The organism is Aerococcus viridans (assembly GCF_002083135.2).
In the GTDB taxonomy this organism is placed as follows: Bacteria; Bacillota; Bacilli; order Lactobacillales; family Aerococcaceae; genus Aerococcus; species Aerococcus viridans_C.
The window spans coordinates 1,130,565-1,157,390 of record NZ_NBTM02000001.1; the positions used below are offsets into that span (position 1 = coordinate 1,130,565).

At 37.9% G+C, this 26,826-nt stretch carries 22 protein-coding genes, 2 pseudogenes and 1 riboswitch; of the genes and pseudogenes, 17 read left to right on the top strand and 7 right to left on the bottom strand.

Features of this window, described 5'->3' with window-relative positions; translation table 11 throughout:
- Positions 1-21: 21 nt before the first annotated feature.
- From A6J77_RS05405 to mgtA, 5 genes are all read left to right on the top strand, one after another.
- Entirely contained in the window at positions 22-1,158 is a 1,137-nt protein-coding gene (locus A6J77_RS05405; RefSeq protein ID WP_193756642.1) for a CamS family sex pheromone protein, read from the top strand.
- A gap of 290 nt (positions 1,159-1,448) precedes the next feature.
- Complete coding sequence (gatC, locus tag A6J77_RS05410) at positions 1,449-1,754, top strand: Asp-tRNA(Asn)/Glu-tRNA(Gln) amidotransferase subunit GatC (RefSeq protein WP_016897919.1); 306 nt, start codon at positions 1,449-1,451, stop codon at positions 1,752-1,754.
- On the top strand, positions 1,754-3,208 hold the full coding sequence (gatA, locus tag A6J77_RS05415) for an Asp-tRNA(Asn)/Glu-tRNA(Gln) amidotransferase subunit GatA (RefSeq protein WP_083068849.1): 1,455 nt from the start codon (positions 1,754-1,756) through the stop codon (positions 3,206-3,208). The genes gatC and gatA overlap by 1 nt, the downstream gene beginning before the upstream one ends.
- Positions 3,209-3,223: 15 nt before the next feature.
- Positions 3,224-4,651, top strand: a complete 1,428-nt coding sequence (gatB, locus tag A6J77_RS05420; protein ID WP_083068850.1) for an Asp-tRNA(Asn)/Glu-tRNA(Gln) amidotransferase subunit GatB — start codon at positions 3,224-3,226, stop codon at positions 4,649-4,651.
- Positions 4,652-5,148: 497 nt separating this feature from the next.
- Positions 5,149-5,316: riboswitch (M-box (ykoK) riboswitch) on the top strand.
- A gap of 278 nt (positions 5,317-5,594) precedes the next feature.
- Positions 5,595-8,240 (top strand): magnesium-translocating P-type ATPase, encoded by a 2,646-nt coding sequence (gene mgtA / locus A6J77_RS05425; RefSeq protein WP_102950022.1) that lies wholly within the window; start codon positions 5,595-5,597, stop codon positions 8,238-8,240.
- Positions 8,241-8,308: 68 nt separating this feature from the next.
- On the opposite strand, the gene A6J77_RS05430 is transcribed toward mgtA, so the two are convergent.
- Together A6J77_RS05430 and A6J77_RS05435 are read right to left on the bottom strand one after the other, a co-directional pair.
- A complete protein-coding gene (locus A6J77_RS05430) occupies positions 8,309-8,875 on the bottom strand; it encodes a hypothetical protein (protein WP_083068851.1) in 567 nt (188 codons plus the stop codon).
- A gap of 109 nt (positions 8,876-8,984) precedes the next feature.
- On the bottom strand, positions 8,985-9,518 hold the full coding sequence (locus tag A6J77_RS05435) for a transcription repressor NadR (RefSeq protein ID WP_083068852.1): 534 nt from the start codon (positions 9,516-9,518) through the stop codon (positions 8,985-8,987).
- 185 nt (positions 9,519-9,703) lie between these two features.
- On the opposite strand from A6J77_RS05435, the gene A6J77_RS05440 reads away from it, so the two are divergent.
- The 8 genes and pseudogenes from A6J77_RS05440 to A6J77_RS09500 all read left to right on the top strand — a co-directional run.
- Positions 9,704-10,177: an S-ribosylhomocysteine lyase gene (locus A6J77_RS05440; RefSeq protein WP_083068854.1), complete on the top strand. Its 474-nt coding sequence runs from the start codon at positions 9,704-9,706 to the stop codon at positions 10,175-10,177.
- 10 nt (positions 10,178-10,187) lie between these two features.
- Positions 10,188-11,324: an ArgE/DapE family deacylase gene (locus A6J77_RS05445; RefSeq protein ID WP_083068856.1), complete on the top strand. Its 1,137-nt coding sequence runs from the start codon at positions 10,188-10,190 to the stop codon at positions 11,322-11,324.
- 261 nt (positions 11,325-11,585) lie between these two features.
- On the top strand, positions 11,586-12,968 hold the full coding sequence (rlmD, locus tag A6J77_RS05450; RefSeq protein WP_227645129.1) for a 23S rRNA (uracil(1939)-C(5))-methyltransferase RlmD: 1,383 nt from the start codon (positions 11,586-11,588) through the stop codon (positions 12,966-12,968).
- Positions 12,969-13,254: 286 nt separating this feature from the next.
- Positions 13,255-13,857 carry a CadD family cadmium resistance transporter gene (locus A6J77_RS05455; protein ID WP_069286121.1) on the top strand — a complete coding sequence of 201 codons (603 nt, stop codon included), beginning with the start codon at positions 13,255-13,257 and terminating at the stop codon, positions 13,855-13,857.
- 348 nt (positions 13,858-14,205) lie between these two features.
- Positions 14,206-15,396 (top strand): NAD(P)/FAD-dependent oxidoreductase, encoded by a 1,191-nt coding sequence (locus tag A6J77_RS05460; RefSeq protein WP_083068860.1) that lies wholly within the window; start codon positions 14,206-14,208, stop codon positions 15,394-15,396.
- 60 nt (positions 15,397-15,456) lie between these two features.
- On the top strand, positions 15,457-16,314 hold the full coding sequence (locus tag A6J77_RS05465; protein ID WP_083068862.1) for an LEM-3-like GIY-YIG domain-containing protein: 858 nt from the start codon (positions 15,457-15,459) through the stop codon (positions 16,312-16,314).
- A gap of 238 nt (positions 16,315-16,552) precedes the next feature.
- Positions 16,553-17,302, top strand: a pseudogene (locus A6J77_RS05470) (AraC family transcriptional regulator); the annotation flags it as partial.
- Positions 17,303-17,308: 6 nt separating this feature from the next.
- Positions 17,309-17,458 (top strand): annotated as a pseudogene (locus A6J77_RS09500) (IS3 family transposase); the annotation flags it as partial.
- Positions 17,459-17,598: 140 nt separating this feature from the next.
- On the opposite strand, the gene A6J77_RS05475 reads toward A6J77_RS09500, so the two are convergent.
- The 4 genes from A6J77_RS05475 to A6J77_RS05495 all read right to left on the bottom strand — a co-directional run bounded on the left by A6J77_RS05475 (position 17,599) and on the right by A6J77_RS05495 (position 21,940).
- Positions 17,599-17,970, bottom strand: a complete 372-nt coding sequence (locus A6J77_RS05475; protein ID WP_083068865.1) for a general stress protein — start codon at positions 17,968-17,970, stop codon at positions 17,599-17,601.
- Positions 17,971-18,058: 88 nt separating this feature from the next.
- Positions 18,059-18,820, bottom strand: coding sequence for an NAD-dependent epimerase/dehydratase family protein (locus tag A6J77_RS05480; RefSeq protein ID WP_083068867.1), 762 nt, complete (start codon positions 18,818-18,820; stop codon positions 18,059-18,061).
- Between the two features lie 232 nt (positions 18,821-19,052).
- Entirely contained in the window at positions 19,053-20,000 is a 948-nt protein-coding gene (locus A6J77_RS05485; RefSeq protein WP_083068869.1) for a DNA/RNA non-specific endonuclease, read from the bottom strand.
- Between the two features lie 551 nt (positions 20,001-20,551).
- Complete coding sequence (locus A6J77_RS05495; protein ID WP_083068871.1) at positions 20,552-21,940, bottom strand: PLP-dependent aminotransferase family protein; 1,389 nt, start codon at positions 21,938-21,940, stop codon at positions 20,552-20,554.
- 143 nt (positions 21,941-22,083) lie between these two features.
- Here A6J77_RS05495 and pdxS point away from each other — a divergent pair, with 143 nt between their 5' ends.
- Both pdxS and A6J77_RS05505 read left to right on the top strand, forming a co-directional pair.
- A complete protein-coding gene (gene pdxS / locus A6J77_RS05500) occupies positions 22,084-22,941 on the top strand; it encodes a pyridoxal 5'-phosphate synthase lyase subunit PdxS (protein WP_083068874.1) in 858 nt (285 codons plus the stop codon).
- 311 nt (positions 22,942-23,252) lie between these two features.
- Complete coding sequence (locus A6J77_RS05505; protein ID WP_083068875.1) at positions 23,253-23,912, top strand: nitroreductase family protein; 660 nt, start codon at positions 23,253-23,255, stop codon at positions 23,910-23,912.
- Positions 23,913-23,958: 46 nt separating this feature from the next.
- On the opposite strand, the gene A6J77_RS05510 is transcribed toward A6J77_RS05505, so the two are convergent.
- The gene (locus A6J77_RS05510; protein WP_127885813.1) at positions 23,959-24,291 is read right to left on the bottom strand and encodes a transposase; all 333 of its coding nucleotides are present in this window, start codon (positions 24,289-24,291) and stop codon (positions 23,959-23,961) included.
- A 308-nt stretch (positions 24,292-24,599) separates the two neighbouring features.
- Between A6J77_RS05510 and A6J77_RS05515 the strand changes: the two genes are divergently transcribed.
- Together A6J77_RS05515 and A6J77_RS05520 are read left to right on the top strand one after the other, a co-directional pair.
- Positions 24,600-25,244, top strand: coding sequence for a hypothetical protein (locus tag A6J77_RS05515; RefSeq protein WP_227645130.1), 645 nt, complete (start codon positions 24,600-24,602; stop codon positions 25,242-25,244).
- A 480-nt stretch (positions 25,245-25,724) separates the two neighbouring features.
- Entirely contained in the window at positions 25,725-26,762 is a 1,038-nt protein-coding gene (locus A6J77_RS05520) for a neutral zinc metallopeptidase (protein ID WP_083068879.1), read from the top strand.
- Positions 26,763-26,826: the final 64 nt, after the last annotated feature.

Sequence of the window (26,826 nt, forward strand, 5' to 3'; positions counted from 1 at the left end):
GTTAAGAAAGGGAATGTCGTATTGAAAATCAAAAAATTCAAAACCTTATCTATATTATTGGTGGCAACCTTGGCCCTAGCAGCCTGTCAAGATGACCAAGCGGATTCAACCGAATCAGCAGGTTCAGCCAGCCAAACTTCATCTACTTCATCTAATAGTGAAGAACAACAAACTAAAACAGACCAATTATCAACAGAATATTATCCATCATATATTAGTGACGGTACTTATCAAGTCAATTCTGGTGCTGGTATCACTGCTGGAACATCTTCACAAGCCAATGCGGAAAACTTAGAGCGCGGTCTATATGACCTAGCTAAGAATATTTTCTCAACAGAGGACTATTCAATTCAAGAGGGCCAAGTAATTGGCGAAGACAAAACGATTGCCTTCTTAAAAGCACAATCTGATGAAAACCCAGAAGGATTAAATCCATCAGGTGCACTCTCTGAAACACTCGATGGATATGAGCCTCGCTACTTAAATTCTATTATGGAATATGATGTTGTGGACCAAGATGGTAACGTAGCAGGTATTTCAATCGGTTTGGGGATGAACTATTCGGACACCTTTAACTCTGAATCAGAAACACAAGAATTTGAAATCACATCCGAAGAGCGTATCGACCATGGGAAACAAATGGCGGAAAAGATTGTAAGCAATATTCGTCAAGATGAAGCTTACGCCGATACGCCAATTCATGTGGCCATTTTTGAAAATGAGGAATCAGGTGATCTAGGTGGTGGTACTTATACCACAGATGCTGTTTCTTCAAGTGGCAACACTTTTGGTGACTGGTCGACTTATAATCAAGACTTCGTTGTTTATGACGTAGACGATGCACCAAATGAAGAAGATACTGTATCCTTTACCCGTTTCCGTGACCGAATCCAGACCTTCTACCCGCAACTATCAGGTTTATCAGGGGTAGGATACTATCAAGATAACGAACTGCAAAACGTTAATATTGTTATCAATAGTCAGTTTGATGGTTATAGTGAAGTTATTGCCTTGTCTCAGCAAGCAATTTCAACTGCTAGTTCAGTATTCAATAATAATATTGAGATTCAAATTCAAGTAGTGACCGCTGACGGTGTACGCGCCTTATTAACGAGAAATAAAGATTCAGATACCTTTGACTATGTATTAGTCGATTAACATGTGTGATGTTTTGTGACATATCAATCTATTTTTCTTATTTGAAAAAGTAGTTGTCAGCTGTTTGCTAGCTGATAGCAATAGGAAAAATGAGCAAATCGATAGGCAAGTTTTAGTATAAAAGCTTGTCTATTGCCATTTATAAGCGGTTTTTAACTATAGAAGATTAAAATTATAAAAAAGCTACTCATGTAACCTTAATTTACATTGTTGACTTGAGCGGTTTGTGCTAAAATAAAACAGGTAAAATAAGGCGAAAACTAAGCTGAAGAATGAAGGAGGAACCCGTTATGTCAATTTCTGAAGAAGAAGTTAAACGGATTGCTAAATTAGCTAAATTCAAGGTTGAAGATGAAGATGTCGTTCACTTTACTGAAGAATTTGGGAATATTTTAAATATGATTGAAGAATTACAAGAAATCGATACTACAGATGTAGCGCCTATGTTTTGGGCAGTCGATTTTGAAAACGTGATGCGCGAAGATAAAGTTGTGAAAATGCAAACGCGTGATGAATTATTTATCAACGCCAAAACAACAGTCGATGGCTTTATCGAAGTGCCATCAATTATTGATACAGATGGAGGCGACGCTTAATGGAAAAATTTACAGATACAATTCGCTCATTAAATGAGAAATTAGTAGCAGGCCAAGTGACATCTGTTGAACTAGTGGAAGAAGCTATCCGACGCATTAAAGCAGAAAATGACGTTATTAACGCTGTGATCACATTAGACGAAGAAAATGCTTTAGCTAAAGCCAAAGCATCTGACGAAAAAGGTTACTCCTCTGACCGACCATTACAAGGAATTCCGATTGGATTAAAAGACAATATTTTAACAAACGGTGTCACAACTACAGCAGCATCTAAAATGCTAGCTGACTTTGTACCAATTTATGATGCAACAGTTACTGAAAAATTAGCTGAAGCAGGTGCGATTAATATTGCCAAATTAAACATGGATGAATTCGCCATGGGTGGTTCAAATGAAACGTCTTATTTCGGCCCAGTTCGCAATCCATTCGATACAGACCGAGTACCAGGCGGTTCTTCAGGTGGTTCAGCAGCCGCTGTTTCAGCTGGCCAAGTGATGGCAACATTAGGTACCGATACAGGTGGTTCAATCCGTCAACCTGCGGCATACAACGGTATTGTAGGAATGAAACCTACTTACGGTCGTGTGTCACGTTGGGGCGTTATTTCTTTTGCTTCTTCATTAGACCAAGTTGGGCCAATGACGCGTACAGTTGAAGATAATGCGATTATGTTAGAAGCAATTGCTGGTTATGATGACCATGATTCAACCTCAGCAAACATTGAAGTGCCTAACTATGTAGCTTCTATGAAAGATGGCGTTCAAGGTTTAACTGTTGGTGTACCGGTAGAGTTCTTTGGTGACTCAGTTGACGAACAAGTTAAAGAACAAGTACGCGCATCAATCAAGCAATTAGAAAATGCTGGTGCAACTATTAAAGAGATTAGCTTCGAAAATCTGAAATATGGTATTCCAGTTTACTATATCATTGCCTCTGCAGAAGCATCTTCAAACTTACAACGCTACGATGGTATCCGTTATGGTTACCGTGCAGAAAACTTCAATGACTTAGAAGAATTGTATGTAAATACAAGAACTGAAGGTTTTGGTGATGAAGTAAAACGTCGTTTGATGACAGGTACGTTCTCTATCGCATCAGAAAACTTCGACGAATACTTCATGAAAGCTGCTAAAGTACGTATGTTAATTAAAGAAGCATTTGATAGCATCTTCTCAGAAGTTGATTTAATCGTATCACCAGTAACTACTGGTACTGCCTTTAAATTAGGTGAGAAAAATGATGATCCAATCGAAATGTACATGGCTGACTTATTAACAGTTCCTGTAAACTTAGCTGGACTACCTGGTTTATCAATGCCTGTTGGTTTTGACGACAAAGGTCTACCAATCGGTTTACAAATTATCGGGAACCGTTTCGAAGAAGAAAAAATTTACCGTGCAGCGTATGCTGTTGAACAAGTAAACGACGCTTATACTAAACATCCAGCAGAGTAAGAGGGAGGAAATCGCATGAATTACGAAACAGTCATTGGACTTGAAGTCCATGTCGAATTAAAGACAGAATCAAAAATGTTCTCTCCATCTGCCGCTCACTTTGGAGCAGAACCTAACACAAACACAAACGTTATCGACTTCGGTTACCCTGGTGTCTTACCAAAAATGAACCGTCGCGGTATTGAATTCGCTATTAAAGCGGCCTTAGCCTTAAACTGTGAAATCAATCCAGTACAACACTTCGACCGTAAAAACTACTTCTACCCAGATAATCCAAAAGCCTTCCAAACAACTCAGTTATGGCAACCAATTGGTGAAAATGGTTGGATTGAAATCGAAGTGAATGGTGAAACGAAAAAAATCCGTATCGAACGTCTTCACTTAGAAGAAGATGCCGGTAAAAACATTCATGGTGCTGGCGATTCATTAGTTGACTTAAACCGTCAAGGTACACCGTTATTAGAAATCGTATCTGAAGCAGATATGCGTTCACCAGAAGAAGCCTATGCTTACTTAGAAAAAATCCGTGAAATCATCCGTTTCACTGGCGTTTCTGATGTGAAAATGGAAGAAGGTTCAATGCGTTGTGACGCCAATATTTCTTTACGTCCTTACGGTCAAAAAGAATTTGGTACCAAAAACGAATTGAAAAACTTGAACTCATTCAACTATGTTCGTAAAGGTCTTGCTTACGAAGAAAAACGTCAAGCACAAGTTTTAAATGCTGGTGGCGTGATTGAACAAGCGACTCGTCGTTACGATGAAAACACTGGTAAAACACAATTAATGCGTGTTAAAGAAGGGGCAGCGGATTACCGTTACTTCCCAGAACCAGACCTACCGCCATTTACAGTTTCTGACGCTTGGTTAGAAGAAATTCAAGCGACCCTACCAGAAATGCCGGCTGATCGTCGTAAACGTTATGTAGATACATACGAATTACCTGAATATGACGCTCAAATCTTAACACAAACCTTAGAAATGTCTGATTTCTTTGATGCTACAGTGAAAGCTGGCGCTGATCCGAAACAAGCTTCTAACTGGTTAATGGGTGAAGTGAATGCTTACATGAACGACAATGAAAAAGACTTAGACCAAATTGGTTTAACACCCGAATCATTAGCTGAAATGATTGGCTTGATTGAAAATGGAACCATCTCAAGTAAACAAGCGAAGAAAGTATTCAAAGCCTTAGCAGATAAAGGTGGTTCAGCTAAAGAGGTTGTTGAAGCTGAGGGATTAGTACAATTATCTGATCCAGCACAATTGTTACCATTGATTACTGAAATCCTGGATAACAACCAACAATCAATTGACGACTACAAAGCTGGTAAGAAGAAAGCGACTGGTTTCTTAGTTGGTCAAATTATGAAAGCTACTAAGGGTCAGGCTAACCCACAAGTAGTAAACCAATTATTAACAGAAGAATTAGATAAGCGCTAATTTTGAACAAAAGAAAACATGTCTGGTCCATCAAATCGGTGAATCGGACATGTTTTTTTATCGTTAGTAAATGAATCGCAAAGTCTCTTGTTTACTCGCACCCTCAAATACTCTGATATGGTCAGTTATCCTTTCTAACTGTACAGGCATGCTAGGTAGTTCCAGCCTCAATCTTGCAAACGAATCTCACAAACCTAAATTATTTAATAAGTAATTTAAAAATCTAACATTCTGTGAATCAAGCTAGCGATATCAATTAAGATATTTAAGGTATATTTAATTGTCCAAAGTTGGGGTAAAGCTGGTTACAGTTGAAATGTAAATATTGGCTGTTTTACCTAGCGAGCGAAGGGGGTTGACTGGGAAGGTTAAGGTAGAAAAAAACCGTCAAATTAAGTAGTAAATATAAGCTAACAAAGGCTTGATACAAACCCAAGTTTTCTCTATGACTTGACAATGACTGTTAAAGTTTGTAAGCTTATAGGTGTTGAAAAGAGAATATGATTTGTTAGGCAGAGGCTCCTATACAAACACAGGCTACTGCCCAGAAACGTCCAGAGACGCCAATGGGTATAACAGGATCATCCGAATAGAAGGAATTTCTAACGTAGCTAACAGTAATGTTTACGTTGTATAGTGCTAAAACTCCACGAAAAGATCGAATAACAAGAAGAGGTGTATACCCATTTTTGTTGTGGATATTTAGAGTAGGCTCTCGCTAATTTTAGTGGGGGCTTTTTATATTACGACAAATCTTCATTTTAACAAGTATAAAATGAGGAGGTATTTTTATGGTAAAAAGGTGTATCATTTCTTAGTTGTTTTTATCATTCATTCAATGGTTAAAGACTTTCTTTGCATCCTTTCTAGAACATTAGGTGGCTGATTACAGTCTAGACTAATGTGAGGAAGTAGCATCGTGTGAAAGAAAGGATTGAATACAATGATGAATAACAGAGATAAATTAGGTTACTTTGAACTAGCTAGTAAACCTATTTTAGAAATAAAAGAAATATTTAAAGTAAAAGTAGACGGATTTAAAGAAAACGAAGCAAATCAAATTAGAAATGAATACGGCGATAATGAAATAGATTATGGTACAGAGAAAAGTTTATGGCGCTATATTTTTGAGGCTTATTTCACGCCATTTACACTAGTACTATTAAGTTTAGCTTTGATTTCATTTTTAACAGACTATGTATTTGTAGAGGCTGCTGAACGGGAAATTTTAGGGCCAATTATTATTGTAGTGTTAATTATCTTAAGTGGTACCATGTCTTTGATTCAAACTATCCGTTCAAATCAATCTGTAGAAGCATTAGAATCTATGGTCGAAGTGACATCGGCAGTTAAGAGGGAAGGTCAATACGAAAAAATTAGAACGGAAGATATCGTAATCGGTGACTTAGTTCGGTTAAAAGCTGGAGATATGATTCCAGCGGATATTCGCTTACTAAACAGTAAAGATTTATTCGTATCTCAGACTTCATTAACAGGTGAAAGTCACCCTGTTGAGAAACGCGCATTGGATGAAATAGAGGAACCTACTACTGAAACAGATTATGCTACCCTAGTATTTACTGGAAGTGAAGTAGTGAGCGGTGTCGGTGAAGGTGTGGTAGTAAGAACCGGGAATAATACATTATTCGGTGGTATCGCGGATGCCTTTGCCAATGAACCTATCAAAACAAGTTTTGATGAAGGTATTGAAAAGACGTCACTATTATTAATTCGCTTTATGGGTTTGATGGCAGTGATTGTGATCCTCATTAACGGTTTAACAAAAGGTGATTGGTTACAAGCTTTACTATTTGGTATTTCCATTGCAGTCGGTTTAACGCCTGAAATGTTACCAATGATTGTGACAACAAACCTAGTTAAGGGTGCTAAAGATATGAAAAAAGAGGGTACGATTGTACGGAACCTTCAAGGTATACAAAACTTTGGTGCTATTGACGTATTAGTGACAGATAAAACTGGTACCTTAACACAAGATAATATTGTGCTCCAACATCATCTAAATATTGATGGGGAAGAAAGCGAACGTGTATTACGCCACGCTTATTTAAATAGCTATTATCAAACTGGTTTAGGTAACCTTATGGATAAGGCGATTATTCAAGCAGGTGAAGATGAATTATCATGTGAAAAACTCGCTTATACAAAAGTAGATGAAATTCCTTTTGACTTCGAGCGTAGAAGACTGAGTGTAGTGGTTGAAGACCAAGCGGGTAAAACGCAAATGATCACTAAGGGTGCGGTCGAAGAAATGTTGGCTGTATCATCTTACGTGGACTATGCGGGTGAAATACTTGAGTTGACAGACCAAGTGCGCGAAAAAGTATTAGCTCAAGTTGCCAAATTAAATAGCCAAGGATTACGTGTACTAGGCGTTGCTCAAAAAACAAACCCCAGTCCTGTAGATGCCTTCTCAGTAAAAGATGAAAGTGAAATGGTACTTATTGGCTATTTAGCCTTCCTAGATCCACCAAAACCATCGACTAAGGCAGCTATTAAAGTTTTAAATGATCATGCAGTTAATGTGAAAATTATGACAGGTGATAACGAACTAGTGACGGTATCTGTAGCTGAGCAAGTAGGTATTCCTACAGATCACATTATTTCAGGTGATCAATTAGTGGATAAAACAAATGAAGAACTACGTGAAATTGCTGAAAAAAACAGCTTATTTGTAAAATTAAATCCAACGCAAAAATCAACTTTAGTGACGATTCTAAGAGAAAATGGTCATGTGGTAGGCTTCCTAGGTGACGGGATTAATGATTCGCCAGCACTAAGAGCAGCTGATGTGGGCATTTCTGTGGATAACGCAGTGGATATTGCTAAAGAATCAGCAGATATCATTTTGCTAGAAAAAGACTTAATGATTCTTGAAAAAGGGATTCTAGCAGGACGAAAAGTATTTGGTAATACCATGAAGTATATCAAAGCGACTACTTCATCTAACTTTGGGAATGTATTCTCAGTACTGATTGCTAGTATCTTCTTACCATTCTTACCAATGCTACCTATTCAATTGCTATTCTTAGGCTTAATTTATGAAATTGCGTCAATGTCATTACCATGGGACGATATGGATAAAGAATATTTATACCTACCTAAAAAATGGGCAGCTTCTTCCATTCAAAAATTTATGGTATGGTTTGGTCCAACGAGTTCCATTTTTGATGTCACGACCTTTATCGTTACATTTTTCCTTATAGCACCAAGTATTGCTGGTGGACAATTTGTAAACTTAAACGAAGGTCAACAAGATTTATTTATCGCGATCTTTCAATCTAGTTGGTTTGTGCTTTCCTTATGGACACAAACGCTTGTTTTGTATACTTTACGCACACCAAAAATCCCATTTATTCAAAGTCGACCATCAAAAGTAGTACTTTCAATTACAGGTATTGGTATCTTAATCGGTTCATTTGCACCTTATACAGGTTTAGGTCACGCACTTGGCTTAGCCGCATTACCAATCCAATTCTGGGGATTATTAGCCGTAACAGTCGTTTTGTATTTGATATTCGTACAAATCGTGAAACATATCTATGTGAAACGTCATGGCGAATTACTATAATGGCAGCTATTGATATTTGGAAAATAGCAAGAAAAAAGAGAGCAGCTGCTCTCTTTTTTGTGTCAATTTTATAAAGCTACCTGAGCAAAACCAAGGTGTGCTCTTTTTTCGATGGCCTTTGAAATTTGATAGGCAATTTCGAAGTCAACCATTCCATGGATCAAGGTACCGATACCGATTAAAACAATTAAAGTATACATGAAACCATCTGATGGTGGGACTACGCCAGCCGTAGTCAAAGCATATACAATTACTACTTCGCCAAGACCATGGATGGTGTTGATAACGAAGTTAAAGGCAGTTCTTGAGCTAGTTTTTACCAGGGTATTTGGTGCTTTTTGTAGGTAATACGCGCCTAAAGTTGCAAAAATTAAGTGAGTAAGGGCACGAGCCACGATAATGATAGGGAAACCTGCCATTAAAAAACCGATAGTAGTGCCGACTGCGACAATAGCTGCTGTTGAAGGTTTTCTAAACATGGACATGTCAACAGGGACATGAGAACCTAAGGTAAAAGAAGCAGGACCAATGATGACTTTAAATGGCATAATTAATGGGATAAAAATCCCTATAGCGGTAAGTAAACCAGTGATAGTTAAATTTTGTGTGCGCTTAGACACTTGATTCCTTTGCATGATAATTTCCTCCCAAATTTATTGAGTTAATCATACGCAAAATTCCTTTAGGTGTCAAGACAGGTGTAAAGACTAACGAGGAAGATGATCTAAACTTTGAAAGTGTAAACTAAATACTTTCATCTAATAAAATGCCAACAGCTTTTAAGTCGGCTTTAATGGCTTCAAATGTGGCTTCATCAGACGTTGTAATAGTATGCAGGTGGATGCCGTTGGTTAAAGAAGACAGCATTGTGCCGGCTGATTTATCCATGGCTGCATGGAAGTCTTGAATATCGCTCGTATGCTTAATTTGTAGGCTGGCTTTAATTAACCCGTAATAAGGGTGGTCTACCTCGACATTTTCAACGTAACCGCCGTGGCTGACGATTATAGTTAATTCTTCAATAGCTTGGTCCGCTAAATGTTGGCAGACGATTTTGCCACGGAAGCGACTATCATCCACGCTCGTAGCTTTATCGGCTAATAGGTAGCCTTGGTTTGTGGCGATAATGTCATGGTGACTCGCCCGCAAAATAGCGACATCCCCTACAATAATTTGGCGGCTAACACCAAATTCTTTGGCAAGGCTAGTGGCTTTCAGAGGCGTTGTGGCTTGGTTCATGGTTTGAATCAGTAAGTCTCGTCGTTCGGCTGCTTTCATGGAAGGCCCTCCTTTTAGATCTTTCGTTGATTATAGCATAGGTTTTCATCTGGCTACCAACAAGCTGGAGTTACGCACTCTTCCGGTAAGGGATAAACTCGATACCTTTGAAAGCTTGACAATTAATGATAAAATAATAAGGAAGTTTTAACTTAAATTCAATACAAAATGATAAGGAGATTATTATGGCAAAAGTAGAAAGTTTTACATTAGACCACGATGCAGTGAAGGCACCATACGTACGTGTTGCGGGCGCTGAAACGGGGGCGTTAGGAGACAAATTAAGCAAGTTTGATATCCGCTTTGTGCAACCAAACCAAGATTCCATTCCAACCAGTGCTATCCACACTTTAGAACACTTATTAGCGGCTTACACGCGTGATTATTTAGAAGGTGTAATCGATATTTCACCAATGGGCTGTCGTACTGGTTTCTATATGATTGTTTGGGGAACACCAACAGTTGAGGAAGTGGCAACAGCCATGACAAAAGTATTGAATGATGTCTTAGCGGCTAAATGGTCAGATGTACAAGGGACTGAGCGCGTGGAATGTGGTAACTTCCGTGACCATTCGCTATGGGGCGCCCAACAATATGCTAAAGACGTTTTAGAAGTAGGATTTTCAGTAGATCCGTTTGAACGTAAAGTCCTAAATTAAGGAGGTTTCTATGGATAAACAAGAGAAAATTAAAATTTTACAGGATGTCATCCAATTAGAAACACCTAATGGTAATGAAGAAATTGTTGCCCTATACTACAAGAACTTACTTGAAGCCCACGGCATTGAATCGCAATTGATTCAATATGCAGACGGTCGTGCCAACTTAGTAGCTGAATTAAAAGGTAACGAAGAAGGTAAAATTTTAGCGGTATCAGGTCATATGGACGTGGTAGATGCGGGTAATCCTGACTTATGGACATACCCACCATATGGGGCAGAAATCCATGATGGCGTGATGTACGGACGCGGAACAACTGATATGAAGGCTGGGTTAACGGCTTTAATCATCGCTATGATCGAATTAAAAGAATCTGGCCAAGACTTTAGTGGAACAGTTCGCTTATTAGCCTGTGTAGGGGAAGAAATTGGTATGCTAGGGTCTAAACAATTAACTGACCTAGGTTATACAGAAGATATTGACGGCATGATCATTGCTGAACCATCAACACCTTATTATTACACAAAGCACAAGGGATCAATCCAATATCAAGTCATTGCCCACGGACGTGCTGCCCATTCCTCTACACCAGAAAAAGGGGTTAACACCATCCAGCTGATTAACGATTTTATCAACAAGACCAATGTCAAGATTGATGAAGCGGCTGCGACAGCTGAAAACGATATGTTAGGTAAAATGTTGAATGTCTTCACTATGATTGAAGGGGGCAACCAAATCAACTCAGTCCCTGAATATACAGTCCTATCAGGAAATGCACGGACAATTCCTGAAGTAGGCAATGACGTTGTGGTTGGCATTTTCAATGACGTGATTGAAGATATTAACGCTAACGGTCAAGGTATGTTAGAATTGAACTTGTTACAAAACAACCAATATGCAGATGGAGATAATGATTCTGTATTAGTAGATTTAATTAAGCTAGAAGATCCACAAGCGGAAAACCGCGGGTTAAGTGGTGCAACTGACGGGTCTAACTTTACCAATGTAGATAACAAATTTGACTTTGTTATTTATGGACCAGGTAGGATTGATAGCGCTCATACCATAGACGAATCTATTGAAGTGGACCAATACTTATCCTTCATCGATAAATATGTGAATATTTATAAAGGATACTTGAAGTAATCCTTTGGCTTTAAGTGTAAAATTCACTTAGATTATGAACCAAGAACATTGAATTTGGTAACAGAATGGATAAGCATAATGACATCTGTTTTGGCGATAAGATTGATACACTCATTTATTTGATGGGTTAAGAAACACATTATAAAAAATATTTGATTAGTAACGCTGGCACTTGGGTGTTGGCGTTTTGTTGTTTTCTCAAGTATTTCAAGGGTATACATGGTAAAATGGTGGGGACAATGAAAAAGGATGATGATAAATATGAAACAAAAATATACAACGCCAATTCAAAAGAATGAATCTTTTGAGGGGACAATTGAAGACCTTACTTTTCAAGGTTTAGGTGTGGTTAAAGTGGATGGTTATCCACTATTCGTAGAGGATGCTTTACCAGGTGAGGAGGGGACAATTAAGGCCATTTCTGTGGGTAAAAAGTTTGGCTATGGAAAAATGATGGAACGAACTGTGGATTCACCAGACCGAGTAGACATTGTGGATAAGGTATCAAGCCAAGTGGGTACAATGCCGCTGCAACATATGACTTATGAAGCCCAACTTGCTCTCAAACAAAAACAAGTGGAGAATGCTTTTAGTCGTTTTGGTCTAGCTGAAGGGCGCGAAGTATTGCCTACTGTAGGTTCTGAAGATACTTTTAAATACCGTAATAAAGCGCAAATTCCTATCGGTACGGATGATGAAGGACAATTATATTCAGGCTTTTACCGGAAAAATTCTCATGAGATTATCCCTGTGGAAGATTTTAAAATCCAATTACCTGGAATTGACGAAGCTATCGCAAGCATTGTGGATATCTTTAATCAATATGAATTAAAAGGCTATGATGAAGCGAAACATTCAGGACTAATACGTAATATTGTAATCCGTAAAGGCTACTACACAAACCAAATCATGGTCATTATTGTGATTAATGGCAAAGATTTACCAGCAGAAAATCAAATTGTGACTGAAATTGTGGAAAAAGTACCAGAAGTTGTGTCTATTGTCTTGAGTTCGAATACTAAACAAACAAATGTCGTGATGTCAGGGAAACCACGTGTGGTATACGGTGTGGACAAATACGAAGATAAGATGTTTGATTTTACCTTTGATATTTCAAGTAGATCATTCTTCCAAATCAATACTCCTCAAGCGGAAAAATTATATCAATTGGCGATTGATGCGGCTGATCTAACAGGTGAGGAAACAGTAGTAGATGCCTATTGTGGTATTGGTACAATCACCATGGCTCTAGCGAAAAAAGCCAAACAAGTATACGGGGTTGAAGTGGTAGGCGATGCTGTAAAAATGGCCAAAAATAATGCAGCTAAAAATTATATTAATAACGTCCATTTTGAAACAGGACAAGCCGAAACAGTAATGGACGAATGGGTTAAAGCAGGCGTTCAACCGGACGTAGTTGTTGTAGACCCACCACGTAAAGGCTTAGATGATACTTTCATCGAATCAACAATTGGAGCTAACCCAGAAAAGATTGTCTATGTTTCGTGCAATCCAACAACTATGGCACGAGACATCGCAAAATTCGTAGAAGCAGGCTATGACTTCGAGCAAGTTCAACCATTAGATATGTTCCCACAAACTTGGCATGTTGAGACAGTGACACTACTTGAGAAGAAACGTTAGTTTCGCAGAAGTAGATCTCCTACCCATGCAGGGATTTTCCAAGAAGGCAAGCAAAATGAGCAAGCTGAGTGGCTGAAACATTGTATGTTTAATGGTATAATTCTCGAGGGAACAAAGCGACTTCATAAATGTTGGTTTAGAAAGCATATGAGTCACGTGAAAAAAATATGAAAGTTGGATGTTTTATATGAAGCAATTTATTAAACATTCTCCCTTGGCTTTGGCCAAGTTGATGTGTTTGTGTGAAAACCACCAATTCTAATAAACATATTGAAAGGGGAGGCTTATGGAAATAATTATATCTTCAATGTTAGTTTTTATCTCTACGTCCATCGATTATTTGGTTGTTTTAACGATTCTTTTCTCTACCATGAATACGGTTAAACAACGATCAATTTATATTGGCCAATATATTGGAACGGGGTTGCTCGTTGGCTTTAGTCTCATTGCAGCGTACTTCTTGAACTTTATTCCACAAGATTGGGTGATCGGATTACTTGGTTTACTTCCTTTGATTCTGGGGATTCGGGCTATCTTCATCGATGAAGATGTAGATGAAAAGGACTTAGAAGAAAAGATGTCGCATAGACAGTCAGAAGTTGCGAGTGTGGTTGCTCTGACCATTGCCCTTGGCGGAGATAATTTGGGAATTTATATTCCTTACTTTACTGGAATGTCCTTCCAGGAAGTCATGGTTGTGATCCTTGTTTTTATCATTGGGATTTTTACCTTGTGTTATTTATCCAAACGATTAGCTTCGGTTCCTATGATTGGTGAGGTAGTTGAGCGTTACGAAAAAGTCATCGTACCAGTCGTTTTCATCGGCTTGGGTATTTTTATTCTGTTAGAGAATGGTACGATTCAACATCTTTGGTCACTGATTGCATAGAATTTTAAGCAGCTTCACGGAAAGTAGAATATACCATTAAAGTATATAAGGTTGAGCTTAGATACATATAACACAACCGGAATATGAAAGAGGCACAGAACGATGCAATATAATTAGCATCGTTTTGTGTCTCTTTTTTATGTATATTTTTTAACAATTATGGATCACAGCTTTCTTATTCTCTAAATGGGAAATAAATAAGCTGATATTTTATTAATAGGTTATACTTGAATAACTGAGACAATCATAGATCTAATTCGAGAGACAATAAGAAATATAGCGTATACAAAAACATTTAAGAAGAATTTTGGTAATATATGTAGGAAGAGAAAAAGGAAGGCGTGATTTATGCAATATTCATATAAATATATAATATTAGGTGGCGGGATGGCTTGTGCCAATGCCGCAATGGAAATTCGTAAGTATGACCGTAAAGGGACATTGTTGATAGTCACGCAAGAAACTGACAAACCCTACTATCGTCCTCCATTAAGTAAAGAATTTTGGACAGAGCCAGACTATCCAAAAGAAACGATATATTATAATATTTCGGATGATGAATCGATTGATATCTTAACTGGGACAACTGTGAAGCAAATTAATGCCGATCAACAAACGATTGAGATTGAGAGTGGAGAAATCTATCAATACGAAAAATTGCTTTATTCACTGGGTGGCGCTCCAAAGTGGATTGATGGGCTGGAGAGCGAGCGTGTCCTAGCTTTAAGAAACTTAAAAGATTACCGAAACCTCCGAAAATTAGCCAAACCTGGGAGCAAGGTCATTATCGTTGGAGGAGGCTGGGTTGGAACAGAACTTGCAGCAGGTCTAAAGCTGAATGATATGGATGTGACGCTTGTTTTTCCTAATGAAATATTAAACGAAAAACGACTACCACGAATGCTTGCTAAAGAATTTCAACAGCGCTTTGTAGATATTGGCGTTTCTTTGATAAACAATACGTATGCTAATAGTTACAGTGTAGAGGACAATCAAGTGAGTCTTACATTAGAGAACGGCGCTGTATTGAAAGCGGATATTCTTGTTTTAGGAATTGGATTAAAGCCAAATGTTGAATTAGCAGAAGCAGCTGGGTTAGAAGTGGGTAATGGCGTCATAGCTGACAAGTATTTGCAAACTTCCAACAAACATATCTATGCAGCAGGAGATGTGTTGAATTATCCAGATGTAATCATAGGACGTAATCGTTTTGAACATGAAGAACAAGCGGAGTATTCTGGGAAAGTAGCGGGACGAAACATGACGGGCGCTGAAGAAGTTTATAATCATGGTGCACCACTCTCTTATACGAATGTCTTAGATATTTCTATTGAAGGTGTCGGTGAAATGAGTCGCAACCGTGATGATGCGATTATTGAAGAAGTTGCCGGAGGTTATATTGTATATTATCTTTTTAAAGGCAAACCATCTGGAATTTTAACATATAATGTGAAAGTTGATATGGATAAGGCCCGTGAAATTCTTGTTAACCCACCGAAAAAATTAGATGAGCTAACGAGGATGTTGAGGCCTATTTAATTTATTTGTTGATTACTAGATAGCTTCAGAATTGAAAAAGATGATAAAAAGGAATATTTTATGGAAAAATTTTCAGATAGAGTATTATCATATTTAAATAAAAACAAAGATAAAGAGTTCTATATCTATTGTTTAGTCGATACTAGTAACGATGAGGAAGAGATATTCTACATCGGTAAAGGGAAAGGCCAACGAGTCTTTAATCATGAGAAAGCTGCCTTTGATAAAAAGTCGGAACTGCTATTAGAAAGTGAAGATAAAACTGAAGACTTAAAAATTAACAAAATCAGAGCTATTAAGGCAGAAGGATTTCCAATAAAAAAAGTAATTTTAAATTACTGGTTATCAGAACGAGAAGCGTTCGCGAGCGAAAACACTTTAATAAATTTATTTAACATTTTTTCGCCTCGAAACCTAACAAATAAAGTAAATGGTCATGGAGTCCGGGGAACTGAAGTGGGTGATTTGGAAAAACAGTTTGGAAGTATCCCAATGTCCATAACTGAAATACAAATTGACGAACTTATACTTGCTGTCAAGATAACAGACTCCCTCCAGTTAGATAAGGATGAAACGTATGATTACCCTTTTTACGATAGAGATGACCATAATCTTAAATCTAGAACGTTAGGGACTTGGAGAGTTGCGAAAGATAAAGCTGAAAAAGTTAAATATATTTTAGGAATCAATACGGGGATAAATAATACAGTGGTTTCTGCTTATGAAGTGACAGGATTTGAACCAGGTATTGATGAAAAAGGTCGACAACGTTTTTGTTTTCACTCAAATTCAAAGAGTGAAAATATAATGAAAGCATTAGGGGTATATCAAAGGTCTATATATGATTTAAAATTTGGGAGTGGTCAGTCAATAGTTTATATTAATAATCATTCGAACCACATTTCCAACACACTGTAATCAATTATTACATGCCCAACATGACATGTTGAGACGCTTGTGGTTTGTAACATTTTAGCGAAAGAACTCCCTAAGTCTTTAATTGTAGTTGAAGTTCAGTTCATTAAAATAGTTGTAATTGTGAGTAATATTTTTAAATTTAGTCGATTTTATTGTGCACAGATTATCGGGTGGGTAATTAAATCCTTTGCTAATATTGAAATTGAAAGGAGGTTGTTTGTTGGATACGTTAAGCAATATGAATAATGCATTGACATATATTGAAGAGCACTTAACAGAAGAAATTGACTATAGTGAAGTATCTAAAATTGCTTACTGTTCAGAGTATCATTTTAAGCGGATGTTTTCATTTTTAGCTGGCATAGGTTTATCAGAATATATTCGGAGAAGAAGACTGTCGTTGGCTGCAATTGATTTGAAAGATACAAATTTGAGAATAATTGATGTAGCCGTCAAATATGGCTATAATTCGGCTGATTCATTTTCCCGTGCTTTTCATTCCCTGCATGGTATTCTCCCTTCTGAGGCAAGGAGTGAGAATACACAATTAAAAGCTTATCCACGAATGACCTTTCAATTATCAATTAAAGGAGGATGCGAAATGAACTATCGTATTGTTGAGAAAGAGTCGTTTAAGTTAGTAGGATTTAAGAAGAGAGTCCCAATTATTTTTGAAGGTGTCAAGCAAGAGATTGCACAAATGACCGAATTTTTAACACCGGAGGCTATTAAACAATTAAAAGCAATCTCAAATGTAGAACCAATGGGTATTATTAGTGCTTCCACTAATTTTTCAGAAGGAAGAATGGAAGAAAAGGGCGAGTTGGATCATTACATCGGGGTAGCAACTTCAGGTGATGAAATAGCAGAATTTGATGTATTAAAAATTGATGCTTGTACCTGGGCAGTATTTGAATCGATTGGACCATTCCCAGAGACACCTCAAAATGTATGGGGTAGAATATACTCAGAGTGGTTTCCGTCTTCAAGTTATGAGTTATTTGACTATGTCAATTGGTGGAACCACCTTCGGTTGCACGGTACACTTGGCTACGAGACACCGGTTGGTTACCGTAACCAGAAATTGGCGCAGCGAATCCTTGATAATGAGCTCGGATGTGCGAACGCTAGCGAGGCAGTCTAACTTTAACTGTTAGCTCCTGCCGAAGATCGTCACATCCGAGGAGGCTCATTGTCAAGGACAATCGGAATAGCATACGGAAAGAAGTTCTGCACCTTATAAAATTTGTCAAAAAAACTGTTGCCATTTCATTATTTAAGTTGTCATTTATTTATAGTATTGTCAGCCTCCTCGTTTACTAAGATTACTACAGCTCCCGCATTAATTTCTTTATTAAAAGAGAATAGTGGCTTTGTTTCCGTCTGTGTGGAACCTGTGAAGTCACATGCTTCTTTCTTTTGATCCATTTTTACAAAAATCCCTTTAACTTTTTCCCATATAGAATCTTCAATATCTTTCTTTGTACGAGAGTGTATAGTTACATCTGCATCTACTATGTCACTAAAATTACCATATATATCTGCGTTTGCTATAACCGTTATATCAGAAGAGGGAAAACCTTGATTCTTAAGCCGCTCAATAACAAGGCTAGCATCTTCCGACGTTGCATAAAGTCCTTCTATAACTTCTCCCATAAGGTCCCCCTCAATACGTAGTAAACTTAACAAGTGAAATATGGATTCTTATATACAGCAGCGCTCTTTTTTGGAGAATTTGATAGAATTAATTTCTATTTTCGTCAGTAAAGAAGTCCTGCAGTGCAAAGGCATCATCACGTGGCTGGTAACTGATGGCTGTCCCTGCCTGTGAAATGTCTAGACGCGGGAATCTATTATTCGACAACCCATTAACCAATAAAAACGGTTCAGTCAGCGTAACCCTGATAGCGCATTCAACTAGGTGGCAAAGGTCTCGCGGGGAAAGGTATTCGGACAGCCCGGATTCATCAACAATCGGGTCATGAAGGTTTTCATTGAAATTACCAATACGAATGCCAATTGATTCTTGCCCTTCTATAAAGGCGAAATAGCTGGCAAGGCTTTCTTGGTAGACTTTTGAGACACCGTACAGATCTCCTGGCCGGACTGGATCATCGACAGACACTTGCACATTTTTCGGATAGGCATTTACAGCATGAATAGAGCTTGCAAAGATAATCCGCTTAACGAAGTTCTCGTTCTTTGAGGCTTCTTTGAATAAATAGTAAGGCATCTTGTAATTCATTTCAATCAATGAATCATCAAACGCAGCATTGGGGGAAGGATTACCCGCTAAGTGGATAACATAGTCGATTCCTTCTAATAGACCCTCCCAATTTTCGCTAACGGTCAAGTCGAGCTCTTTGACGATAGTGCCCTTCAAAAGCTCCGGTCTAACGTCATAGAAATTGTTATCCACCAAAGTCAACTCGTAACTCTTTTTAAGATGGTTTATTAAGACTTTGCCTATGTTACCGCTTGCGCCGGTGATCATAATCTTGTCCATGGTGTAACCTCCTTGTTTTTAATAGAACAAACATCGCAGTTATTCACATGAATTACTTTTCTCTAACTTTATGAAACCTCTCAGAAAAAGTCAAAAGATAACCTTTGCAAGGGCGATAGTATAGCTAAAAAAAATAAGGTTATACTTAGTGGATTATAATTTTTAGAAACTGACTCGCAACGCACTGATTTTTACCGACTACGTATGAGTTATTTTATGAGATTTCTAACAGCTATTCGCCGACTTGTCTATCCCCATCTCGGTCATCCATGTACGGATACAACCAATGATCACTATAAATGGGTATAGCGTACCCTGCATTTTTTGCTTCTTGGATCGTGACTTGGCCATTGCCGTTCGTATCTACAGCAGATACATCTCCTCCAGCAGTCTCGGTGGGTGCAGCGAATGTTACTATTCCGGAACTGCCAGAAGGTGAGCTATCTTCTCTTGTTAGCCCTTGTGCTGCGTTGTATTCATCTGGGTTAATATTTTGGAATTCATCTACTACTTGGTACCCATTAATCGTATACGTGTATTTATAAGAACTTGGAACCTGTGTAGTTGTATCTGGATAGGTAATGATAGCCTCTAAATTAGTAGCCCCACCTGCTTGCACAATGTTTCGTTCCATATAAGCCTGATCCCCGTGACGGTTCAGCACACTGTCTTGTGGAGTAATATTATAGGCATTGGACACACCTCCTAAGGAGTCGGCGATGACGTGCCCTTGATCAAGATTTGAATTCTCAGTACCCGAAACGTTTGCTTCGTCATCGTAATAGCGTCCGTTGGAATTAACCGGTTCAGTGGCATCATCTTGCAAAATGATTTCTGCTGCAACAACCCGAACCAATTGCCCAAATTCATTTGTGTAGGCCCAATATTCCCTGTCACCAAAACCGATATCAACGACTACATTTGCTGCACGATATCCTGACAATTCCCCTCCATATACTTCGATTAATGCATAGCCATCAAAAGATACCGACGGTTGGGGTTCGGCACTTTCAGAAGCATCTGAAGGAACTACCGACTCTGAATATACTTCTTCATTTTCTTTACTTTCTTTCGTATCGGTAACCACAGAAGCTACCTCAACGCTAGATTTGATAGAACTGGACGCCCTTATTTCTTCTGTTACTGCTTCGGTTGCACGGTACACTTGGCTACGAGACACCGGTTGGTTACCGTAACCAGAAATTGGCGCAGCGAATCCTTGATAATGAGCTCGGATGTGCGAACGCTAGCGAGGCAGTCTAACTTTAACTGTTAGCTCCTGCCGAAGATCGTCACATCCGAGGAGGCTCATTGTCAAGGACAATCGGAATAGCATACGGAAAGAAGTTCTGCACCTTATAAAATTTGTCAAAAAAACTGTTGCCATTTCAACATAAAAACTTCCACTAATATTAAAAGGAGTAAACTTAATTTTAAGATTAAGTGACTCCTTTTTATTATGCAAACAGGGGTATGTTTGTGGGAACTGGTCAATTAGAGTAAGGCTGTTAGGTTGGATAGGGAAATTATCAAACTTATGAAGGAAGTAGTCAGCGCTTGAGTACAGGTGCACTTACCATTACTTTTAGAGCTTTTATATAAGCTTGAATTCATAGCCTACATTGATAGTTTTGAACATGTAAACTTATGTTTATTTTATGATCCTTATGTGACTTTAGCAGTTATGACGGTATTGGTAATCGTCGTTTATCTAGTTGAATTTCTTTTAATCTAATTAAAAATAGTGACTAAAGCTTGAATAGCTTGGTAAATTTCATCAAGCGCTAGCCCAGCATAACCTAAAATATAACTTTGGTCGAAGCTGTTCTTTAATTTAGCGTAGTGGTTGACCGGTTGCAAGCGGATCTTATTTTCTGCTAGCCTAGCTTGAATCACGTCAGCCGGTGGAATCTCACCCTCAATGTTAATAATAAAGAAAAGTCCAGCCCCTGCTTCCTTAATGGTTAGGGGTAGTTGGGTTTGGTTAAGCGCTGCTAGAACCGCTTTTTCCTTACGACGGTAATTAGTCCGCAGGCTATTAATGTATTTAGGAAAATGGTTAGAATTGAGAAAATCAGACATTAAATATTGCTCAAAGCTGGAAATATCACTGGTTTTTAATTTAGTTTGATGGAATTTTTCCATTAATTGATCGGGTAAAACTAAATAAGACATCTTAAAAATTGAACCCATACTTTGACGAAAGGCCCCTAATAAAATGACGCGCTCTTGGTCGTCCAGACTAGTCAAAGCAGGAACAGGACGGCCCTTAAGACGGAACTCATTATAGTAGTCATTTTCAATAATATAACGATTTTCTGCCTGATAGGCCCATTTTAATAAACGCTGACGTCGACGCATCCCCATGATAATGCCGGTGGGAAACTGATGGTTGGGAGTAGTAATCACGATGTTAGCTGATGTAGTCTCCAAATCTTTAACTGAGAAACCATATTTATCAATCGGAATTCGAATCGTCTTTTGCTGATAGTCTGTAAAGACATCTAAATTTTTATAATAGCCAGGATCTTCTAAGGCATAGATTGAATCGTCTAATAAGGCAAATAGCGTCTGTAAGCTAGCCTTATGACCGCCTGTAATGATGATATTGTCAGCTGAAGTCATCACTCCCCGGTATTTACGTAAATAATTAGCAATAGCCAAGCGTAAAGGGAGCGCACCCAAGTCTTCTTTTAAATTACAATTAGCCATGCTTTTTGCTAGAGCGTCGGGTGCATACTGCAATAATTGTTTGGGTTTTAAAGTAGTCATATCACGGTTGGCAAAGTGAAAATCATAAGTATATTGGCTGGCTTCACTTATTTTAGCATGCTCATGTTTTTGTGGCTTTGTCTCAATTTCCTCAGAGGGCAACATATCAATTGCAAGTAAATCCACAAAATAACCAGATCTTTCCCTCGAAACTATATAACCTTCATCAGTCAGTTGGTCATAAGCGTTAATGACCGTATTAAGACTGACTTTTAAATGATCTGCCAAGGCCCGCCGTGAGGGTAATTGGTCACCACTTTTTAAATGTCCTTGGGCAATTTGCCGGATGACTTCATCAACTATTTGTAAGTAGAGGTGTTGGTCTTCGTTAAAGTTCACCGTAATCATGATTTCTTTCCCCTCGTATTATTCATTTTATCCATTATACATAAAAAAACTATCTGGACCCATAAAAATATCCATTTTTGCATCTTAAGAAACATCCAAAAGACTGTTAAAGTGAAGACAATATTTATAAAGGAGCAATCAAAATGAAACGATCAATTGAAGAAGTACATAAACAACTAGCTGGTGGCGTAATCATGGACGTAGTAAATGTGGAACAAGCTAAAATTGCTGAAGCGGCTGGTGCCGTAGCAATCATGGCTTTAGAAAGAGTTCCTGCAGACATTCGAGCTGCTGGTGGTGTTAGTCGAATGAGTGACCCTCAAATGATAAAAGAAATTCAAGAAGCGGTTTCTATACCAGTTATGGCGAAAGTAAGAATTGGTCACTTTGTCGAAGCTCAAATCTTAGAAAGTTTACAAATTGACTATATTGATGAGTCAGAAGTCTTATCAGTAGCTGACCATGTTTATCATATTGATAAACACCAATTTGAAACACCTTTCGTTTGTGGCGCTAGAGATTTAGGTGAAGCTTTACGCCGTATTCAAGAAGGGGCTAAAATGATTCGTACTAAAGGTGAAGCAGGAACGGGGGATGTTAGTCAAGCGGTTACCCACTTAAGAAAAATCCATGAACAAATCCGCTATGTGGCTTCGTTACAAGATGATGAGCTCTTTAACCAAGCTAAGGAACTAGGCGTCTCTTATGATTTATTAAAGCAAGTCCATGATAGTGGTAAATTACCTGTGTTGAACTTTTCAGCTGGCGGGGTGGCAACACCTGCTGATGCAGCTTTAATGGTGCAATTAGGTGCTGAAGGCGTTTTCGTTGGTTCAGGTATTTTCAAATCAGGTAATCCAGAAAAACGTGCTAAAGCCATAGTTGAAGCAGTAGCCAATTACAAAGATGCTGCCAAATTAGTCGAAGTTTCAACTGATTTAGGCGAAGCGATAGTAGGTATTAATGAAGACGAAATTAAAGTTATCATGTCTAACCGTTAATCATTAAAAACAAGGGTTTCAAAAGTCAGTGGGCTTGTTCTACTGACTTTTTTTATTTTATCCTAGGCCGTCTTGAAGCTCTTCTTCCGAGGGGGGGATCGAGGAGTTACTTAATGCCACTCTGCTGTATCTAAATATAAACGCTCAATAAAAGCAAAAAAGTTCATTAAAAATCTTTATTTTAATCACAGTATAAATCTTCTTGCTTGGTCTCATATTTATTTTAATAGATTGTTAAATTTTTCACAAATTCATTGTAAATCCACCAGCTTTGCGATAAAATTAATTTATAAGAAAAGGAGAGTGTTTTCATGAGAGAGAAATTTTTAGCAAAAGATTATGTTAATAATGACTATAAAGATATCGTATTCAATCGTCGTTCATACCGTCGATTTGACCCTAGTCAAAATATCAGTCGTGATGAAATCGTCGAAATGTTAGATGAAGCGACAATTACACCATCCGCATGTAACTTACAATCATGGCACTTTGTCGTCGTTGATAATGAAGAAGCTCGTAACAAAGTCAAAGCAGTCACGATGCCGTTTAACTATCCCCAATTAGAAACAGCACCAGTTACAATCTTTATATTAGGCGATACTCACTCACATAAAGTTTATCGCGAAGTTTGGACCAAAGTGTATGAAGAGGGCAAAATTACCAAAGAAAAATTAGACGCCATCTTCAATTCATTTTTACCAATGTATGAGAAAGCTGATCGAGACTTTTTAATTAAAGATGCTACCTTAGCCAGTTCAATGTTAGCAATGCAATTATTATTGGTTGCTAGAGCACACGGATATGAAGCGAATGCATGGGCAGGCTATAATTCAAAAGACTTAGTTGCAACTTTAAACCTTGATAATGAGCGTTTCGTGCCTATTATGGCAATTTCAATTGGTAAACCAGGCGAAGAACCACTTGAATCAACACGTTATGATGTGAATTCTAAAATTAACTTTCTAGCTTAAAAATTGGCTCTTTGTCAAATAAGGTTGATGAAGGATCATGCTAAGATCAAGCGACGAATAACGTTGCTTGATCTTTTTTCTTTGATTCGGGTTCATAAAGACGAGTCATGAGTAAGATTCTGTCTCTAAAATGGCTATAGTTTCGATAGCCATAGGCATTCCGTTTTAGTACTTTAATCTTATTGTTGATGCCCTCTAAGGGACCATTAGTCAAACCTGTGTAAACAAAACAATTGTGGATAGGTTTCAGATACTTTCTAAAGGTTCTTAAGACACGCTTTAATCCTGATGAGATCTTCAGCTGATTCGCTTGAATCAGGGTGGTTTCGAATCGTTTCCAGTTTTTTAAGCGATACGCTTGGCCTAATTGCTTTAGCAATACAATACCTTGATTAAGGATAATGCTTGTATCATCGAGCTTTGAACTTTTCCAGATGGTGATGAGATAAAGAGCGGTAATGAGTCCGAGTAACGTTATAAATTAGAATTTATAGTGATGATTATCTGAAGGTGCACTACGAAATTGAGCAAAAGAATTGGAGTGTCAGTATGGAGTTAAAAGATTTTTAATTCCAAAATATACAAAAGGATGAATATCGTTATCGTTTTTACGATTCGATTGAGAACGTTAATAATGTTTACAATATATTTAGTGGTTATACGGAAGTAGAGGATTATGAATTTGAGGTGTATGATGCAGAGGAAGCGATAACAAAGTTTAGAGAATTATGCCAGCCAGATGTAGATTTTTCTGGTAGTGAAAATAAATGTTGGTTTTATCTCATATCGTATTATTTATACAAAGTAGGATATGTGATAAAAGAATTTCCTAGATTATTGGCACGACCACCTGTTGCACCTAGTGACTTTACTTATGGAGAAATTAGGAACAGAATTATTGCAGAGGGAGATGATGATAATGGGACTGTTCGATATGCTGTCAGAAGAACATTTGTTGCAAGGTTGACATTTGAGCAGAAATCAACCTATGTTGATATAGATGATTCAATCAATCAAAAGTTTATTGAGATATCAAACCGACAAGCATCATTCAATAATATGAGTATAGATGAAAAACTTGCAGAGATAGCAAATTTAATAGAAAGTTTATTAAAGAAGAACGGTAAGTTTCTTACACTTGATTATTCTACGATTTGTTTTGATTATATTTCTAACGATGTAGTAACAAGCTATAGAAAGAAAATGCATTGTTTTAGGCATGCCACAGATGATGCAATATCGGAAAGAAAAACCTATTCGGAAGAACAAAAAAGCTTCTTTGTTGATTATGGATTGACCATTGTTAAAGTGATACATTCTTTGTTGGAATAAAAACTGAGTAGACAAGTTTTTCGGGGCAAACAAGATTTCAACCTGTCGGAGTCATTTTTTCAAATCGGATAAAGGAACTGATATTTTCCCACATACGCAAGCCCACAGTGGATATATCCCCTCAAAGATAATTTGGTAAAAAAGGAAAATAGAAATTCCCCTTTGACAGCTATGATTTCATCTCAAAACATGTTGAAGCAGTTATGTTAATGGAAAAGATAGTTGATTAAAACCTTGGTAATATAAGGCTGTTAATGAAAATGATAAAGGTGTTGAATGTGTAGATGATATTCAACGCCTTTACGGCTTTATTGACTGTTTTTTCCGTAATAGTTCAATAAAAAATACTTCAGTATTCTTACGGGTCACGCTAGTCTTAATTACCATCTTTTTATAAATTATGAGGAACGTTTACATTACATTTGTTTATGGAATATATCACATATGGTATAATGTAGAAAACTGTCAGGGGGTATTTCCATGAAATGGCAAGGGCGCAAACGTAGTGGTAATGTAAAAGACTTGCGTGGTCGAAACACCGGAAGTGGTGGATTAGGTGGTTTGGGGCAAGGGCGATCCGGAGGTAGAATACCTATTCCACTTCCAGGAGGGCGTGGAAGATCAACTGGAGGTAGAAGCTTAGGTTGCGGTTCGATTATCTTAATGCTGATTATATTCTTTGTATTTGGTGGGACATCTTTATTAGGTGGCAACCAGTCTAGTTCAAGCAATAATCAATCAAACGATCAAACCAGTCAGGTAGATGTCCAATTACCGGGACAGATGGAATCGAATACGCAAATTCAAGCAAATCCTAATAATCAGGTCAGTTTACCAGAGACTGGATCCACAGATAGTGACACAGTTACTGAAGATGAATTGGCTGAATTTGTTTCTGTTATCCTTTATGATACCGAAGAATATTGGACACAAGCATTTTCTGAAGCTGGATATACATATAAGGCGCCAGATTTGGTCATCTTTGAGGATGCTGTGAATTCATCTTGTGGGTATAATACATCTGAAGTTGGACCTTTCTATTGTCCAACGGATGAAACTATTTATATCGACTTAGATTTCTATAATCAACTTGTTAAAAATTATGGAGGCGGTGGTGATTTTGCTATGGCCTATGTAATCGCCCATGAAGTAGGTCACCATGTCCAACAGCAACTTGGTATTTCCAACCAGGTTAGACAAATTCAGTCTGAAGTAGGTCAAACTGAACAAAATCAATGGACTGTACGGTTGGAATTACAAGCTGACTATCTTGCTGGTGTATGGGCACATAACGTCGTTGAGAATGATTGGATGGAAGCAGGGGACCTTGAAGAAGGATTAAACGCAGCTTATCACATTGGTGATGATGTCTTGCAAGAAAAGGCCTATGGCCGTACGATGCCCGACTCTTTTACACACGGTACTGCTGAGCAACGGCAAAACTGGTTTAAGAAAGGGTTAGAAGCAGGCGACTTGTCACAATGGGACACTTACAATATAGATTACAGTAGCCTATAAAGTGGGTTACAGAACTTGCTTAATGATTATAGTATACGTAGTAGGGAATTTTAGTGTAGCAACA